Source organism: Lysinibacillus phoenicis, from assembly GCF_047238325.1.
Taxonomy (GTDB): Bacteria; Bacillota; Bacilli; order Bacillales_A; family Planococcaceae; genus Lysinibacillus; species Lysinibacillus irui.
Window position 1 is genome coordinate 4415209 of the sequence record NZ_JBDFMP010000002.1, and the last position, 16846, is coordinate 4432054.

A 16846-nucleotide genomic window follows, 5' to 3' on the forward strand; every position below is an offset into this window, starting at 1 on the left:
CCTATGATATTGTAAATGATGTAGATAATCGTATTTATATTTTTATGAGTATAATTAGTCGTTTCATCCCCGTAAATGTACGTTAGATAAATTTAGATTTGCCTATGAAAAGCCTCTATCAGCAAAAACGTATGCTTATACGTTTATCAGAATAACGCAGTCTTACGGAAGAAGGAGGGAGTCACATAGTGCTTAGTACATGCGTATGTGGCAGAAAATATGCTACGAAAAGTAACCTTAAGTATTCATGAAGTTGAAGCAAATGATATCTTAGCAGAAGATATTTTTTCAGAGTATCGCTTACTAGCTAAAAAGGATCTAGTTTTAACGGAACGAATTATTGCCTTACTTAAACTTCGTAAAGTAGATGAATTGTCTGTCTATTTACCATCTGATTCAGTTCGAGTTGTCCATGATTTAAGTGCGCAACGAACAAGAGAATATGAAGATCTCTTTGCCCCATTAATTGAAAAAAGCGAGCCAGTTGATGATTATAAGGAAAAAGTGAGTCAGCTTTTTATGACCACCCTGGAGAATGTCGTACATGAATTGCGCTATGGGCAAATACTTAAAAGTATGCAGGATACAGCCTATGTACGAGAGATTTTCGAAAAAATTTTAGAAAAAAAACATCGTTATGAACTGCTTATACGTTTAAAGGAATGGGATGAATATTCCTTTGTCCATTCATTTGATGTATTTGTATTAGGTACCATCTTTGCTAGATACCTAGGTTTAATGGATATCGAAACGTTAGCAAGGGGTTATTTGTTCCATGATATTGGGAAGGTGTTTATCCCTCAAGAAATACTAAATTTAAAGAGAAAGCTCTCAGAAGATGAATTTGAAATCGTTAAAACACACACAACAAGGGGTTATGAGCTACTAGTAGAACAAAATGAAGAGGACATCGCCTATTTAGCGCGAGATCACCACGAACGCTTTGCCGGGAAGGGCTATCCGAATCAACTTTGTGCAGATAATATGAGTGAAGGTGTGCAATTATTACAAATTATTGATGTTTATTCAGCCATGACATCAAAGAGAGTCTATCATATGGGCTACGGTGCTACAGATGCTTTAGCTGTTTTATATAGAGATCGCCATTTATATAATGAGAATTTTATGCATAAGTTTGTAGAATGTTTAGGAATTTACCCAGTCAACTCGGTTGTAATGTTGTCAGATAATCGCAGTGCACAAGTTGAGTTAGTGTATGATTTATTTCCTACATTACCGAAGGTGAGATTGCTAGATGAACAGAAATCGATGAACCTGCCTTTGAATTATAGTGTGAAAATTGCGAAGATGATTGACTATCGTTCCAATAGCTTTGAAGAGATTTTTAACTTATTTGTGGAGCAATTGATTCGCTGTGATGAAAATAATCTGAGAATTCATTTTAATAAATTAATTGACCATTTACATCCTAAAGAAATTGTTTTGAAAATTTTCTTACCAGCCTTTCGTATTTTACGTGTGTTAACAAGAGAAATTCAAACAGATATGACGAAATACAAAAACGCTATAAGCATCTTAAAAAAACTATTAGAAGAGCAATTAAATGTTTTATACATGGATTATCAGCATGAGAAAACGGCCATTTTAGTAGTAGAAACATCATTACGAGAAAATTTTTTCATTAAGCTTGTACAAAGTATTTTGTATATTGATAAAATTGTACCATTTTTCATCAATCCTGGTGATGATCAGCGAATTACACAATTAATGGGACATTGCGATGTGAATGTCGCTTATTTTATTGAAGATGAGCGAACTGTTGATAAGCGAGTACGTCCTATGCGAGAAGGAACGTTTCTATATTACTCATTAGATGATATTGAAGAGGTACTTGTTAGTTTAATTGGGATGAGTATGAAAAAGTTTTCTTTTGAGGAAAAGATGCAAGAGCGCTTATTTTCAACATCCCAAGTATAAGAAAGAGGGAGTGCCTTATCGGCTACTCCCTCTTTTGGTAATTTAAACATTAGAATTGAAGATGTTTTTCAATATATGCTTTTACTTCTGCAATTGGCATACGAACTTGTGACATAGAGTCGCGGTGTCGAACTGTTACTTGGCCATCCTCTTTTGAGTCAAAATCGTAAGTGATACAGAATGGTGTACCAATTTCATCTTGTCGGCGGTAACGTTTACCAATAGATTGTGATTCATCGAAATCAACAGGGAACGCTTTACGAAGCTCAGCCCAAACATTAGCCGCTTCATCAGATAATTTTTTAGAAAGTGGTAGAACAGCAGCTTTGAATGGTGCTAAAGCAGGATGGAAGCGTAACACTGTACGTTTATCGTCGCCTTCTAGCTCCTCTTCATCATAAGCATCACATAGGAATGCTAATGTTACACGATCTGCTCCTAAAGATGGTTCAATACAATAAGGAACATAGCGTTCATTTGAAACTGGATCGATATAAGTGAAATCTTCACCAGAATGTTCCATATGTTGTTTTAAATCGTAATCTGTACGATCAGCAACGCCCCAAAGCTCTCCCCAACCAAATGGGAATTTGAATTCGATATCTGTTGTCGCATTTGAGTAGTGAGATAGCTCATCATCCTCGTGATCACGAAGACGCATAGAATCTTCCTTCATGCCTAAGTTTAGTAACCAATTTTTACAGAATTCTTTCCAATATGCATGCCATTCAAGGTCTTCACCTGGTTTGCAGAAGAATTCTAGCTCCATTTGTTCGAATTCACGAGTACGGAATGTGAAGTTACCTGGTGTGATTTCATTACGGAAAGACTTACCGATTTGTGCAATACCAAAAGGTGTACGTTTACGCATAGAGCGTTGAACGTTTTTGAAGTTTACGAATATACCTTGTGCCGTTTCAGGACGTAAGTAAATTTCATTAGTAGACGATTCCGTTACACCTTGGAAAGTTTTAAACATAAGGTTGAATTGGCGAATATCTGTGAAATCAGCTTTTCCGCAATCAGGACATACAACGTCATATTTAATCATTGTTTCTTTCATTTGATCGAATGTCATACCATCGACAATGATTTCATCACCTTTTGCTAGCGCAGCATCTTCAATAATTTTATCTGCACGATGGCGAGCTTTACAAGATTTACAGTCAATCATTGGGTCATTGAAATTACCCACGTGACCAGAAGCAACCCAAGCTTTTGGATTCATTAAGATAGCCGCGTCAATACCTACATTGTATTCTGATTCTTGAACGAATTTTTGCCACCATGCTTTTTTAATATTGTTTTTTAATTCAACACCTAGTGGACCATAATCCCAAGTGTTTGCTAGACCACCGTAGATTTCTGAGCCTGGGAAGACAAAACCTCGGTGTTTTGCTAATGATACGATGGTTTCCATTGATTTGTTAGCCATAAAATAGCCTCCTTCTTAGTTTTACAGATTATTCTTTTAGCGGTAAATCGCTAAAGTTTGTTCATTTAGTTGGACTAAATGAAAATAGCACCCGTCTCCGGGCACAATGTATGCCCAGGGACGAGTGCTAATACCCGCGGTTCCACCCTGATTGTTTTAAACAAATGTTTAAAACCTCTTTTTAAAAAGTTAGCTCAGGGAGTGCCTTTTCTCTGTTGCTATGTAGACTTTCACCATCTTCTACTCGCTATTGAATGGAACAGATACTTTTTTCCCATCATCGCCTGTATAACGCAATTTTGCTCGAAAATACAAATAGAGCAAGCGTATGTGTCAATATTGTAGCATGTAGTTCTTTAATTCGCAATAATTATTAAAATAGTATATAATAATTGAGCATAAGTATAACACTATTAGATTTGAGGCGGTGAGTCCAATCGAACTCAATAAACGTCAGGAAGACATATTACAAATTGTAAAAGAAAACGGCCCTATTACTGGTGAACATATTGCCGAACGTCTCAATCTGACAAGAGCAACTTTAAGACCAGATTTAGCCATTCTAACAATGGCAGGATTTTTAGATGCAAGACCAAGAGTTGGTTATTTTTATTCAGGTAAAAAGGCATCTGTCAACCTAATGGATAGTATTCATAATTTAAAAGTGAAGGATTTCCATTCGGGTCCTGTAGTAGTACCAGAAACTATGACGGTTTATGATGCAATTTGCTTTATGTTTTCTGAAGATGTTGGTACACTCTTTGTCGTAGATAAGAATGAGTTTTTGACAGGCGTACTATCTCGCAAAGATTTACTGCGTACTAGTATTGGCACGCAGGATTTAAATAAAATTCCAGTACATATTATTATGACACGTATGCCAAATATTTCGTACTGTGAAAGATCCGATTCTTTAGTTGTCGCGGCGAACAAACTTATTGAACGAGAAGTTGATTCGCTACCAGTGGTTGAACCCCAAGAGGGTGGTTTGACCATAGTAGGTCGTCTTACAAAAACAACGATTACACGAGCTTTCTTATCTCTTGCACAAAATGTCTAAAGTTAGAAGGAGACTGCATGAAAAGACTACGCGTATTTGTTGTATCTGATTCAGTCGGTGAAACTGGTGATCAAGTTGCAAAAGCAGTTATTAGCCAGTTCCGACCGGGTCTTGAAAATACTGTTATTCGTCGATTTCCACATATTCAATCCGAGGAGCTTATTCGTAAAATTGTTTTTCTTGCAGCACAACAGCGAGCATTTATCGTCTATACACTAGTTCGTCAAGAAATGCGTAAATTATTACATGATCTATGTGAACAAGAAAAAATTCATGCCGTGGATATTTTAGGACCAGCTTTACAATCCATGGCGACCTTTATGGAAGAGAATCCTTTAGAAACACCAGGTATTGTTCATATGCTTGATGATGATTATTTTAAAAAAATAGAAGCGATTGAATTTGCGGTAAAATATGATGATGGTAGAGATCCACGTGGGTTACTACAGGCGGATATTGTCCTTGTGGGTGTATCAAGAACGTCCAAAACGCCACTTTCACAATATTTAGCCCATAAAAAATATAAGGTGGCAAATGTTCCTTTAGTTCCAGAGGTAGAACCACCTGAAGAGCTTTTACAGCTAGATCCAAAAAAATGCTTTGGCTTAATCATTTCACCTGAAAAGTTAAACTCTATAAGAAAAGAACGATTAATGTCACTTGGATTGAATGATGATGCCATATACGCACAGCATGAACGAATTTTAGAAGAAATCCAACATTTTGAAAAAATTGTCGATAAAATAGGCTGTAAAGTTATAGATGTGACGAACAAAGCGGTAGAAGAGACAGCAAATACAATCATAGAACATATTTTGACCTGTAAATAAGAAAGTAATTTGAAACCACCTCGGTTAGTAGAGGCGGTTTTTTTGAGTGGATTTTGAAAATGGTATAGATAAAAACTAATTTTTGTTTTATAATAATAAAATTGTGGTAAAAATATTTATAAGAGAAAAATCCTAATTTTTTGTCGAGAAATAAAGGAATTTTAAAACGAATAGCGAATTGTGTTTCTATAACGCAAATATAAAAGATGGTGATGGATTTGGCAGGGAAAATTCCAGAAGAAGTAATTGAACAGATTCGTACACAATCGGATATCGTTGATGTAATTAGTGAATACATGCAGCTGACCAAGCGTGGGCGAAATTGGTTTGGCCTCTGTCCATTTCATGGAGAGCAAACACCATCTTTTTCTGTATCAACTGATAAGCAAATTTTTCATTGCTTTGGTTGTGGTGCAGGGGGAAATGCTATTACTTTTGTAATGGATATGGAAGGTATTTCTTTTCCTGATGCAGTTGTGAAACTTGGAGAACGTGTTGGCATACAATTAGATGTTGAGCCAAGTTTTCCAGGGGGAACGAAAAAAGTATCTAAAGCAGAAGAAAGGATGAAGGAAGCACACGCTTTTGCGGCAGATTTTTTTCACCATCTACTATTAAATACAGAGGATGGCGAAGAACCTTTAAATTATTTACTAGAAAGAGGATTTACAAGGGAACTTATCGAATCTAATAACATTGGTTGGTCTCTCCCAAGCTTTGATGCATTAACAATATTGCTTGAAAGAAAAGGTTATAACTTACAAGAAATTGCGGAAAGTGGCTTAATCATTAAGCGAGAGGGAGAAGAACGTTATTTTGATCGTTTTAGAGGACGAATCATGTTTCCTATTCGTGATGAAAATGGTAAAATCATTGCCTTCTCTGGTCGAATAATTTCATCAACTGGTGAGGAAGCGAAATATTTAAATAGTCCAGAATCACCAATATTTCAAAAAAGTGAAGTGCTATATAACCTAGATAAAGCACGAACTTCTATCAGAAAAAATCGTCAAGTAGTATTGATGGAAGGTTTTATGGATGTACTAGCAGCTAACTCTGTAGGTGTAATGAATGCCGTTGCGACTATGGGTACCTCGCTAACAAATCAGCATATCACAAAGCTAAAGCGCTTAGTAGAGCAGATTACGATTTGCTATGATGGTGATAATGCTGGATTTGATGCAGCAAAACGAGCGGCGCAATTACTGCATACGGAGCGGATGAAAGTTAATATTGCTGTGTTACCAGAAAAATTAGATCCTGATGAATATATTCGCACTTTAGGTGGACAAGCATTTAAGGAACAAATTTTGGAAAACCCTCATGCGTATATTGCTTTTATGATGATGCATGCTAGACGCAATAAGAACTTTCAATTTGAAAATGATACGCTTCAATATATTCAAGAAGTCCTAGAACAGCTGGTAGGTAGATCATCACCAGTGGAACGAGATTTGTATATACGGCAGCTATCAAATGAAACAAATATCTCGGAAGAAGCTATTTATGCCCAATTCCGAAAGCTGGAGGCTAATCAGGTACGTTCTACAAAAGCAGAAATACCTACACAGATGCCTTCAATGCCAGTCACACAGCAACAAAAGCCTATGGACGCAGCCGAACGTGCCGAACGTTTATTACTGGCTCATATGCTTCATAATATAGATGTAGTAGACAGGGTATTACGAAGTGACCAGAAAGAGCCATTTGTACGAGATGCTTATATGGCAGTTTTTGTTCGCTTAGTAGGATTTTATGAGGAATATGGTCATCCAGATTATCAACGCTTTGTGGAAATCTTAGATGACGCTGAATTACGGAAGATTGTTATGGAAGCAGCTTTAGTCGAGCGAGATCCTGATCAAGCAGAGGCAGAGGTTATGGACTCCATCCGTCAGCTTCAAAAATATAGAATTGAGCAAGAAATTTATCAAAAGATGCATGAGTCAAAGGAAGCGGAGAAGATGCATGAGTATGCACGTGCACTTGAAATCGCCCAACAGATTATTCATTTAAGAAAATCGTTATCGGCGATTTAACCCGATTCGGTTGTTTAGAAGGAGGAAGGTTTATGGCGGACAAGTCAGAACGTTCAAAAGAGATAGAAGTAGAAATTACATTAGATGATGCAAAAAAATTCCTACAAGAAAAAGCAAAAACAGAAGGTGAAATTTCTATGAAAGAAATTTCAGAGAAACTAACGCCTTATGAATTGGAAAACGAAGAAATTTTCCATTTTGCTGAGGATCTTGAAAAGCATAAAGATATTCAAATCATTGGTAAAGAAGAATTTGAAGAAGAAAGTCTCATGAAAGAAGAAGCGAATGAAGAAACTTTCGACTTAAATGATTTGAGTGTACCACCAGGTGTTAAAATTAATGACCCTGTACGTATGTATTTAAAGGAAATCGGCCGAGTAGATTTACTGTCAGCTGAACAAGAAATTGCTCTTGCAGAGCGTATTGAGCAAGGGGACGAGGAAGCACGTAAACGTCTTGCAGAAGCTAACTTACGTCTTGTTGTATCGATTGCGAAGCGTTATGTTGGTCGTGGCATGCTATTCCTTGATTTAATTCAAGAAGGAAATATGGGTCTTATTAAAGCGGTAGAAAAATTCGATTACCGTAAAGGCTTTAAATTCTCTACTTATGCTACATGGTGGATTCGTCAGGCTATTACACGTGCAATCGCTGACCAAGCTCGTACAATCCGTATTCCTGTTCATATGGTCGAAACCATTAATAAATTAATACGTGTACAACGTCAACTTTTACAGGATCTAGGCCGTGAACCTTCTCCAGAAGAAATTGGTGAAGAAATGGATTTAACACCTGAAAAAGTACGTGAAATTTTAAAAATTGCACAAGAACCAGTATCTCTTGAAACACCAATTGGAGAAGAAGATGATTCACATTTAGGAGACTTTATTGAGGACTCCGAAGCACAATCTCCATCTGATCATGCAGCCTATGAATTGTTAAAAGAGCAGTTAGAAGATGTATTAGATACTTTAACAGATCGTGAAGAAAATGTACTTCGTCTACGTTTTGGTTTAGATGATGGTCGCACACGAACTTTAGAAGAGGTAGGGAAAGTCTTTGGCGTAACACGTGAGCGTATTCGCCAAATTGAAGCAAAGGCATTAAGAAAATTACGCCACCCATCTCGTAGTAAACGTTTAAAAGACTTCTTAGAGTAAATTTAAATAGATGGAGCTATCCCATTAGTGTGAAAATACCTAGTTGGATAGCTCTTTTTTATACAGTGAAAATGAAAAGTGCCCCTCTATTCACCTATCTAGTTATCTCCAATAATAGATAATTAGAATGAAGGGAATGATGGATTTGCTACTTTGTACAGATGTATTTTTAAATAGTGTGAGATAAAATTGTAATACAACCATTATTAAGCAATGTTTGGAGCTAACACTATGACAAATCCTCGAAAAAAAATAATTCTGAATGAAATTTTGTTTTGGAAGCAAAATAAACTTTTGCCAGAGCACTATTGCGACTTTCTAGCAGCTCTTTATACGGAAGGAGCAGATATAGAGGAAATAGAACCAGTGCAACATCCTAAACAAGCGATCTTACCATCAGAAAAAAGAAAAATGATCCTGTTAGTTGTAGGTCTATGTATCGCCATTATGGCTGTATTGGCTATCTATTTTACAATAAAATCTTTGACTTTGATCTTAACTGTTCTTGTGGGGATAGGCGCGTGCATATTATTCATTGTTGCATGGCAAATGGCACGAAAAAAACAACTACTAGCCCCTATTTTTCATGTATTAGCGGCAATTCTGCTGTTTAGTATGTCTATCCGCATTTGCACTACATATTTTAGTGGAAATAATATGGTTTTATTTTGCTTGATTGCAGCGAATTGTCTAATATGGCTTTGGTCGGGTATTAAAATGAAACTGTTATATTTCACAGTCTCAGGTGCTTTAGGATTACTAGCACTGATTGGGTATTATATCATAAATTTATCTTAACTCAGTACGCATACAATATTTCCATCGAAATAAGCTTTACCATTAAAAAATGTTATTCTACAACAATGAATCTACAATTTGATCAACATGTAAATAAAGTTCTCATCTTTTGGATTAATAAAGTCTGTATGCTGAAACATAGCATACAGATTTTTTTATTTTTTGGTATATGAATGTCTGCAAAGGGTATGATAACAGCAAGAGTATAAGGAAAAAGAGTTGGATAGGGGGATCATTTTGACCAAATTTTGGTGTTTGCAAGACATATTTTATCCAATAGATACAGAAATGTCGAATTTGTTACAAACAAAGGAAAACTTAGCGAATAGGGCTTTTCGTTTCTTTGTTAATGAAGTACAATATTAGATGTTGACTGATTCTATATTATAATAGAAGTAGACTTAAAATGAGGAGGGGAAACTTATGAAAAACAATCCAGTCGTTCCTTACATCTTAATTCTGGCATTTGGTATTGGTCTTATTTTCTTCATGTCTTTACAAGGTGCAGATAACAAGAAAGAAATTGCTGCTGAACATGAGGGTGGTGGCGAAACTACTACAGAAACTACAGACGCGAATGCTGATGGTTCAGCACTAGTACAATCTTGTATCGGTTGTCACGGTGGTGATTTAACTGGTAGTATGGGTCCAAATCTACATGGCTTAGATGAAGCACATATCGTAGAAGTTTTAACAAAGGGTATCGAAGGTACTCCTATGCAACCTAACATGAAAACTGAAGAGGAAGCAAAAGCAATCGCTGAATACATTTCTACTTTAGAATAGTATGACTGACAAGTAGCTGTACTGCTAAAGTACAGCTACTTTTATCTTTAAAAGAATGCACCGAGGTCGTCTTGGGACTTTTAGGTACATAATAAAATGGGGTTGTCCACATAGAAATATGGACAACTCCATTTGTTTTTTTTCACGACATCATCCATACTATTAATGGACTCTATTGAAGATAGGCGGTATAAAATGAACGCACAAAAACTTTCAAAGCGATTAGAAACAGTAGCAAAATTTGTTCCAACAGGAGCTGTCATGGCGGATATTGGTAGTGATCATGCTTATCTACCATGTTATTTGATTCACCAAGGAACAGCCTCTCGTGCCATAGCAGGGGAAGTTGTCAAAGGACCTTATGAATCAGCTGTAGGACAAGTTCAGAAGGAAAACTTAGTAGAAAAAATTACAGTACGTCTTGCTGATGGATTAGCAGCGATTGAAGAGGCAGACCATGTAGATACGGTGACAATAGCTGGAATGGGAGGACCTTTAATTGTCTCCATTCTAGAGAAGCATCCCGAAAAGCTTCAAGGTGTCACACGTCTTATCTTACAACCCAATATACATGCCAAGGTCATTCGGGAGTGGGCTCTAGCACATGAATGGGCGATCCTTGATGAAGAGATTTTAGAAGAAGATGATAAAATCTATGAAATCCTTGTATTACAAAGAGGGCAAATGGAGCTATCAACAGCAGAGATTTTAGTTGGCCCTAAACTAAGCCAACGCAAATCACCAGCATTTATAAAAAAATGGCAACGTGAAAAAGACAACTGGCAACGTGTCCTTCAATCTATTGAAGGAGCAGAACAGACACCTGAAATTGAAGAAAAACGTGCAGAGCTAATGGCTTTAATACGTTTAGTGGAAGGAGTTTTGTAAGATGAAAGCGGTAAATGGTCAAGAAATCATTCAAGTATTTGAATCATGGTCGCCCAAGAAACTAGCTTGCATGGAAAATGATCCAATTGGTTTAGCCATTGGGACGCTCAACAAGCCTGTTCATAAAGTATTAGTCACGTTAGATGTCAATGAAGAGGTGGCGGACGAGGCAATTGAAAAAGGTTGTGAGCTGATCATCGCTCATCATCCTCCAATTTTTAGACGTTTAGCGAATATCCGCACAGATAATCCGGCAGGGCGCTTATATGAAAAGCTTATTAAACATGATATTGCTGTATATGCGGCACACACAAATTTAGATGTGGCTGAAGGTGGGGTCAATGATTTACTTGCAGATGCCCTAAACCTAGAAAATCGTTCTATATTAGAAGAAACGTATGCTGAAAATCTGTTGAAGCTAGCCGTCTTTATACCAACTGCCAATGCAGAAGCCTTACGTGAGGCGCTTGAAAAGGCTGGTGCAGGTCGTATTGGGGACTATGAAGCATGCAGCTATACGACGACTGGTGAAGGGCGATTTCGTGCATTAGCAGGGGCAACACCGTTTGTTGGCTCTGTTGGAGAGTTACATGTAGAGGAAGAAGTAAAAGTGGAGGTCGTATTTCCTGAATCCATTAAAAACAGAGTGTTAAAGGCAATGCTCACAAGTCATCCTTATGAGGAGCCTGCCTATGATGTTATACGTCTCGAGCAACAAACAAATGTTATGGGGTTAGGGCGTGTAGGTTACTTATCACAGGAAATGACGCTACAGCAATTTGCTGAGTTCGTAAAGCAGCAACTAAAAGTCCCAGCAGTTCGTGTCGTAGGTAATTTACAGTCAAAGATCAGCAAAGTGGCGCTTGTAGGGGGAGACGGTAATAAGTATATTTATGCGGCGAAGCGTGCAGGTGCAGATGTCTTTTTAACAGGTGATATGTACTTCCATACGGCACAAGACGCACAGGCTATTGGCTTACAAATTGTCGATCCTGGTCATCATGTAGAAAAAGTGATGATTGCAGGTGTTGCCCAAAAAATGGCTACACTATGCGAAGATAAAAAATATCAAGTTGAATTTGTACAATCAACCATTCATACTGAACCATTTTTATTTGTATAAGTGAGGGGAACATTGTGGCTAGTGAAAGACCAGCTGGCAATAAAGCCGGTAAGTTATGGATTATAATAGGTGTATTCATCGTTGTTTTTGGCATTGGTATGACGGTCATGACGAATACCATCAATGATAAGAAAATAGATGCTATGACCCAACAATGTGAGGATGATGGTGGACAAGCGATAGTTTCAAAGGAAAAAAACTTTTTATCCACTAGTTATTCCTTTGAGTGTCAATAATAATATTGCGGCTGAGCTCTAGTAGTACTAGTGTTTCAGCCTTTTTTATGCAAACAATCTATTGATAATGATAAGATTGGTATAAATTTATAATTTATTAAAAGAAATGGGGAAGTTGTCGTGTTTATCCGTTTATCAAAAGACCAGCAAGAAATGATACTTGCTGATATTCAACGATTTTTCTATAATCAGCGTGATGAGGACATTAGTGAATTTGAAGCAGAGCGTGTGTTAGATTTTATTAAGGAGCAGATTGCTCCCCATATTTATAATGCAGCTCTATCTGATGCTAAATATGTTGTAGAAAGACAATATGCTGCAATTGAGGAGGAACTCGAAGCATTGGAGCAACCGATAAAATTGAAATAAAGGCTCTCTACCCTCTAATATAAATAATTGACAGAAAATAAAGAATTATGTTAATTTAATCTTGAATTGAAGATAATACTTGCAATTCCTAGAGTAGTGATGATTAATGGACTATTTTCTTGACCAAAATGGTTATGAGTGGCAATCGCGTACAGGAAGCGAGAATAGTCACAATAAAGGATGAAGTGGGGAGAATTTATATGTTGAAAATTGGTATTATTTTAGGAAGTACGCGAGAGGGGCGTGTAAGCCCACAGGTTGGCACATGGGTGAAGGAAGTTGCAGAAAAACGCCGTGATGCAGAGTATGAAATCATTGATATTGCAGATTTTAAATTACCATTTTTAGGAGAACCAGGTGGAGATACTTCAGGTGTAGCTGCATGGTCAGAAAAAGTAGCAGCATGTGACGGCTTTGTCTTTATCGTTGCGGAATACAATCATTCCATTACGGGTGCATTAAAAAATGCATTAGATTATTTACGAGTAGAATGGAATAATAAAGCTGCTGGTATTGTCTCCTATGGTTCTGTTGGAGGTGCACGTGCTGCTGAACATTTACGAGGCATTCTTGGAGAACTACTAGTGGCAGATGTTCGAGTTCATCCGGCATTATCATTATTTACTGATTTTGAAAATGGCTCTGTCTTTAAACCAAAAGAGGTGCAAGCAGATTCTGTTCACCAAATGTTAGATCAGCTCATTCCTTGGTCAACAGCTTTAAAAACAATTCGATCTTAAGTATTATTATGAAAAAAACGACCCCTTTCAAAGATGGTATCATTATGGAAGCGGTCGTTTTTTGATGTGATAACACACATTAATGCTTAATTTCTTCAATAACTTTTTCTTTTAAATCATTTTCCATAGAAGATAGTTTAACTGTATTGGTAAGGCGTTCTTTTAATTCTTTATCTGTCATAATGCCACGTTCCTCTAAAATTTGTACGAGTAGATTTAATGTCAGTATATTTTTAATATCCGCTGCTTTTGTGTCCATATAAAACACCCTCCAAAATATTAGAATTACTACCTTTTTAGTGTACTCCTTTTTGAAAAGCTTGACATAAAATGGACAAAATTAAGCGAATTTATTTCGCGTCCCGGAATATATCAGGAAAAGTAAGCAATACAATGACTAGCTAGTCGTTGAGGGAGACATTTCTCTTTACAACACCTCGCACTGCATCTGCTGAATCCCTATAAAAAAGTGAATATTGAAGTAGTAAGGGTCATACCTTCCTATCAGGAGGGATTCAATGGTTAGAAGGTTTGGGCTTGTTATAGGGTTGTTAGTGGTGATAATAGCTATACTAATCCTGTTTGATAAATTAGTAGTAGATGATAAGTCAGTAGCAAATAAAGGGGAGCAACCACCTATTACGAATGAAGAGTTAAGCCTTTCTCGATTAAAGGAGAAGCTACTTGAAAAGTATGTCGGGATTGATGTTAAAACGACTGAAGAGAAGGAATTGGTAATCCAAGTAGTCGGCACAGAAGATTATTTGCAGACGGTCAAAAAAGATATGGAGTCTATTGCCAAAAATGCAATTAAATCGTCTCCTTTAAAAAACTATCCCATCGTTTTTGAAAGATGGGAGTTTACCTCGTTGCGCGATGACAACAAGAAAATAGGGGATGATATCAACCTGTTGATGGAAGAGCTAATCGCAGGTTTAGAAGACTTTGATGTATACGAATACTTAGTCATTGAAAATCGAACGACTATTACGATTCAAACTACGATAAAAGGCGCCAGTCATGAAGGAATTCAGTTAGCAATAGGGATAGAAGAAGCCATTAAAAAAATTGTACAAGCGAATGCTTCACAAAATAATTCTTATGTCATTAATATATTAAATGCGCAACGTCAAAAAATAAATTAATCATGTAAAAGAGGATCTATGACAAAGGCATCGAGAGTCTATTCGTCGATACCTTTGTCATATTTACATCTGCAAACTATGTAGTAATGGCAAAAAGTGCTTGATAAAGAGTTGCAAGGAGTGCAACAAAGTGCATATCATCTGCCTGGAAAAGCTTAAACTGTATACCTGTTCGTACTAACTCCGTTTCAATAGGACTAGCACTAGCAATCTTTTCATTATTGCAATATAGATAAGCGGTAGAAGTAAAATCCTTTTCAAACCGAAAGTCTAAATCGTCCATTGTAAATGAATAAGAGGATTCCAATAATTGGACTGTTTTCCGTTGAATCGGTATCAAACTACCATCAGGCATCACAATTTGTTGGCTGACTCCTTTTGTTAATAGGGTAGATTGTACTTGAAAAAGGGGTGCACCTAATGTAGATCGCGTTTCATAACGATAAGGCAATGTTTGCTGTGCTACTAGCAAAACAGCATTCAGTACTTTGCCGGCAGAGGAACGCTCTACTTTTTGAAGCACACATATTGTTTCATTTTGTTCATTCACGATTGGAATATGGGTAAAGCTTTTCAAAGCTTTAGGATACGTAAGTGTAAATATTGCCATAAAGAAACCTCCAGTCATTATCTATACGAGTAAGCAGTTGAGGAGGTTTCATGAAAAGAGCTATCTTTTAGAAGCCGAACAGATAAAATTACTTTATCTTTTATCAGCTTACCTCGTGAAAAGTTGAATTATCTTAAAATGAACAGGCTGCTGAAATAGCGAATTTTTATTTCGCTTTCAGCAGCCTGTTTAAATTTATGGCATTTGAGTGTGCCCAGAAAGAGCACGCTTTTCTTGCTCTGTATCAAATTCTTTTTCCATTTTTGAAACAACTACCGTAGCTACGCCATTACCAATTAGGTTTGTGACAGCACGTGCCTCTGACATAAAACGATCTACTCCGATCAATAGGGCAATCCCTTCTACTGGGATCATCGGAAATGCTGCCAATGTTGCGGCTAGTGTAATAAAGCCAGAGCCTGTTACACCAGCTGCTCCTTTAGAAGTGAGCATTAAGATGGCTAATAACGTAATCTGATGCCAAATATCTAAATCCACACCGTACGCTTGTGCAATAAAGATGGCAGCCATTGATAAGTAAATGGAAGTTCCATCTAAGTTAAATGAATAGCCTGTTGGTACAACAAGTCCGACTACTTGCTTAGAACAACCGTAATTTTCCAGTTTACGCATCATAGAAGGTAAGGCCGATTCTGATGAAGAAGTCCCAATAACGATAAAAATTTCCTCTTTAATGTATTTAATAAATTTAAAAATATTAAAGCCAAAGTAATGTGTAATCAAGCCAATAATCACAACGATAAAAATAAACATCGTAATATAAACAGATAGCATTAAAAATCCTAAGTTTCCGAGTGATTTAATCCCAAAGTTACCGATTGTATAGCTCATGGCACCGAATGCACCAATAGGAGAAATTTTCATGACCATGTTAACGATTTTAAAGAAGATATCTGCTACTTGCTCAAAAAATTTAATGACAGGCTTAGCAGGCTCCCCAATAGCTGCAGCAGCTAGTCCAAATAAAACGGCAGAGAATAAAACAGGTAATAATTCACCATTCGCTAATGCCCCAACGACATTCTCAGGAATAATTTGCATAATAAAAGCCCCTAAGCCATGCTCTGCTGCGGCAGCCTCTGTATATTGAGAGACATCAGCCCCATTGGCAGCCTCTGTATTAAAACCTTTACCTGGCTGAACGATATTTACGACGATTAGGCCGATTGCAAGAGCGAAGGTTGAAACAATTTCAAAATAAATTAACGCTTTTCCCCCAATTTTTCCAACCTTTTTTACATCACCCATACTACCAATACCTATTACAACAGTTAGGAAGATAATAGGTGCAATTAACATTTTGATTAATTTGATAAAGATATCTGCAAGTATTTTTAGCTTCGCACCGAATTCTGGGAATATTGCTCCGACTAGGATACCTAGTACAATGGCAATCAATACTTGCACCGTTAAGTTTTTAAAATTTATACGCATATAGTTTTCCCCCTATAACAACTATGGCTATTGTGTGAACGCTTTCATGTGGTTATCATAGCTGAAATTTTCCGACAATAGTTTTTATGACCGTAAAGTTTCTATTGTTCATTTTGTTCATTTTTGAGTGACGGGGAGATAAAGGTAAGAATAGCAATGGTTTGTAGCTGTTTTATAGTAGTTTTGGAAATAGGTAATCTATTATAATACAAAAGAAAAAATCCTTACTATTTG

The 16846-nt window shown here is 36.8% G+C and carries 17 protein-coding genes; 13 read left to right on the forward strand and 4 right to left on the reverse strand.

All coding sequences use genetic code 11. The features are described from left to right. The first annotated feature begins 219 nt into the window (after positions 1 to 219). Positions 220 to 1938: an HD-GYP domain-containing protein gene (locus ABC382_RS23645; protein WP_412927208.1), complete on the forward strand. Its 1719-nt coding sequence runs from the start codon at positions 220 to 222 to the stop codon at positions 1936 to 1938. 49 nt (positions 1939 to 1987) lie between these two features. On the opposite strand, the gene ABC382_RS23650 is transcribed toward ABC382_RS23645, so the two are convergent. After that, entirely contained in the window at positions 1988 to 3373 is a 1386-nt protein-coding gene (locus ABC382_RS23650; RefSeq protein WP_274793792.1) for a glycine--tRNA ligase, read from the reverse strand. 427 nt (positions 3374 to 3800) lie between these two features. Between ABC382_RS23650 and ccpN the strand changes: the two genes are divergently transcribed. From ccpN to ABC382_RS23705, 11 genes are all read left to right on the forward strand, one after another. Continuing rightward, on the forward strand, positions 3801 to 4433 hold the full coding sequence (gene ccpN / locus ABC382_RS23655) for a transcriptional regulator CcpN (protein WP_274793791.1): 633 nt from the start codon (positions 3801 to 3803) through the stop codon (positions 4431 to 4433). 17 nt (positions 4434 to 4450) lie between these two features. Then, a complete protein-coding gene (locus ABC382_RS23660) occupies positions 4451 to 5263 on the forward strand; it encodes a pyruvate, water dikinase regulatory protein (protein ID WP_274793790.1) in 813 nt (270 codons plus the stop codon). A gap of 206 nt (positions 5264 to 5469) precedes the next feature. Beyond that, positions 5470 to 7302 (forward strand): DNA primase, encoded by a 1833-nt coding sequence (gene dnaG / locus ABC382_RS23665; RefSeq protein WP_274793789.1) that lies wholly within the window; start codon positions 5470 to 5472, stop codon positions 7300 to 7302. A gap of 32 nt (positions 7303 to 7334) precedes the next feature. Beyond that, the gene (gene rpoD, locus ABC382_RS23670; RefSeq protein ID WP_004227165.1) at positions 7335 to 8462 is read left to right on the forward strand and encodes an RNA polymerase sigma factor RpoD; all 1128 of its coding nucleotides are present in this window, start codon (positions 7335 to 7337) and stop codon (positions 8460 to 8462) included. A gap of 231 nt (positions 8463 to 8693) precedes the next feature. Beyond that, positions 8694 to 9260 carry a hypothetical protein gene (locus tag ABC382_RS23675; RefSeq protein ID WP_274793788.1) on the forward strand — a complete coding sequence of 189 codons (567 nt, stop codon included), beginning with the start codon at positions 8694 to 8696 and terminating at the stop codon, positions 9258 to 9260. 423 nt (positions 9261 to 9683) lie between these two features. Next, positions 9684 to 10046 (forward strand): cytochrome c550, encoded by a 363-nt coding sequence (gene cccA / locus ABC382_RS23680; protein WP_274793787.1) that lies wholly within the window; start codon positions 9684 to 9686, stop codon positions 10044 to 10046. Between the two features lie 195 nt (positions 10047 to 10241). Beyond that, positions 10242 to 10934: a tRNA (adenine(22)-N(1))-methyltransferase gene (locus ABC382_RS23685; protein ID WP_322605677.1), complete on the forward strand. Its 693-nt coding sequence runs from the start codon at positions 10242 to 10244 to the stop codon at positions 10932 to 10934. 1 nt (position 10935) lies between these two features. Further along, entirely contained in the window at positions 10936 to 12057 is a 1122-nt protein-coding gene (locus ABC382_RS23690) for a Nif3-like dinuclear metal center hexameric protein (protein WP_412927212.1), read from the forward strand. A 14-nt stretch (positions 12058 to 12071) separates the two neighbouring features. Beyond that, positions 12072 to 12293, forward strand: a complete 222-nt coding sequence (locus ABC382_RS23695; protein ID WP_274793784.1) for a hypothetical protein — start codon at positions 12072 to 12074, stop codon at positions 12291 to 12293. Positions 12294 to 12413: 120 nt separating this feature from the next. After that, entirely contained in the window at positions 12414 to 12662 is a 249-nt protein-coding gene (locus tag ABC382_RS23700) for a DUF2164 domain-containing protein (protein WP_322605679.1), read from the forward strand. A 200-nt stretch (positions 12663 to 12862) separates the two neighbouring features. Beyond that, positions 12863 to 13402 (forward strand): NADPH-dependent FMN reductase, encoded by a 540-nt coding sequence (locus tag ABC382_RS23705; RefSeq protein ID WP_274793782.1) that lies wholly within the window; start codon positions 12863 to 12865, stop codon positions 13400 to 13402. 79 nt (positions 13403 to 13481) lie between these two features. On the opposite strand, the gene ABC382_RS23710 is transcribed toward ABC382_RS23705, so the two are convergent. Further along, positions 13482 to 13661 carry a hypothetical protein gene (locus tag ABC382_RS23710; protein WP_274793781.1) on the reverse strand — a complete coding sequence of 60 codons (180 nt, stop codon included), beginning with the start codon at positions 13659 to 13661 and terminating at the stop codon, positions 13482 to 13484. Between the two features lie 259 nt (positions 13662 to 13920). Between ABC382_RS23710 and ABC382_RS23715 the strand changes: the two genes are divergently transcribed. Continuing rightward, positions 13921 to 14547, forward strand: a complete 627-nt coding sequence (locus ABC382_RS23715) for a hypothetical protein (protein ID WP_274793780.1) — start codon at positions 13921 to 13923, stop codon at positions 14545 to 14547. Between the two features lie 76 nt (positions 14548 to 14623). Here the strand turns inward: ABC382_RS23715 and ABC382_RS23720 are convergent, their stop codons facing one another. Beyond that, positions 14624 to 15157 carry a tubby C-terminal domain-like protein gene (locus ABC382_RS23720; RefSeq protein WP_412927215.1) on the reverse strand — a complete coding sequence of 178 codons (534 nt, stop codon included), beginning with the start codon at positions 15155 to 15157 and terminating at the stop codon, positions 14624 to 14626. A 195-nt stretch (positions 15158 to 15352) separates the two neighbouring features. Continuing rightward, positions 15353 to 16612, reverse strand: coding sequence for a dicarboxylate/amino acid:cation symporter (locus ABC382_RS23725; protein WP_412927216.1), 1260 nt, complete (start codon positions 16610 to 16612; stop codon positions 15353 to 15355). Positions 16613 to 16846: the final 234 nt, after the last annotated feature.

Bases quoted from the DNA above. Each gene is read 5' to 3' on its own strand.
- ABC382_RS23645 (WP_412927208.1), top strand. From the start codon at position 220: ATGCTACGAAAAGTAACCTTAAGTATTCATGAAGTTGAAGCAAATGAT.
- ABC382_RS23650 (WP_274793792.1), bottom strand. From the start codon at position 3,373: ATGGCTAACAAATCAATGGAAACCATCGTATCATTAGCAAAACACCGA.
- ABC382_RS23660 (WP_274793790.1), top strand. From the start codon at position 4,451: ATGAAAAGACTACGCGTATTTGTTGTATCTGATTCAGTCGGTGAAACT.
- dnaG (WP_274793789.1), top strand. From the start codon at position 5,470: ATGGTGATGGATTTGGCAGGGAAAATTCCAGAAGAAGTAATTGAACAG.
- rpoD (WP_004227165.1), top strand. From the start codon at position 7,335: ATGGCGGACAAGTCAGAACGTTCAAAAGAGATAGAAGTAGAAATTACA.
- ABC382_RS23675 (WP_274793788.1), top strand. From the start codon at position 8,694: ATGACAAATCCTCGAAAAAAAATAATTCTGAATGAAATTTTGTTTTGG.
- cccA (WP_274793787.1), top strand. From the start codon at position 9,684: ATGAAAAACAATCCAGTCGTTCCTTACATCTTAATTCTGGCATTTGGT.
- ABC382_RS23685 (WP_322605677.1), top strand. From the start codon at position 10,242: ATGAACGCACAAAAACTTTCAAAGCGATTAGAAACAGTAGCAAAATTT.
- ABC382_RS23690 (WP_412927212.1), top strand. From the start codon at position 10,936: ATGAAAGCGGTAAATGGTCAAGAAATCATTCAAGTATTTGAATCATGG.
- ABC382_RS23705 (WP_274793782.1), top strand. From the start codon at position 12,863: ATGTTGAAAATTGGTATTATTTTAGGAAGTACGCGAGAGGGGCGTGTA.
- ABC382_RS23710 (WP_274793781.1), bottom strand. From the start codon at position 13,661: ATGGACACAAAAGCAGCGGATATTAAAAATATACTGACATTAAATCTA.
- ABC382_RS23715 (WP_274793780.1), top strand. From the start codon at position 13,921: ATGGTTAGAAGGTTTGGGCTTGTTATAGGGTTGTTAGTGGTGATAATA.
- ABC382_RS23720 (WP_412927215.1), bottom strand. From the start codon at position 15,157: ATGGCAATATTTACACTTACGTATCCTAAAGCTTTGAAAAGCTTTACC.
- ABC382_RS23725 (WP_412927216.1), bottom strand. From the start codon at position 16,612: ATGCGTATAAATTTTAAAAACTTAACGGTGCAAGTATTGATTGCCATT.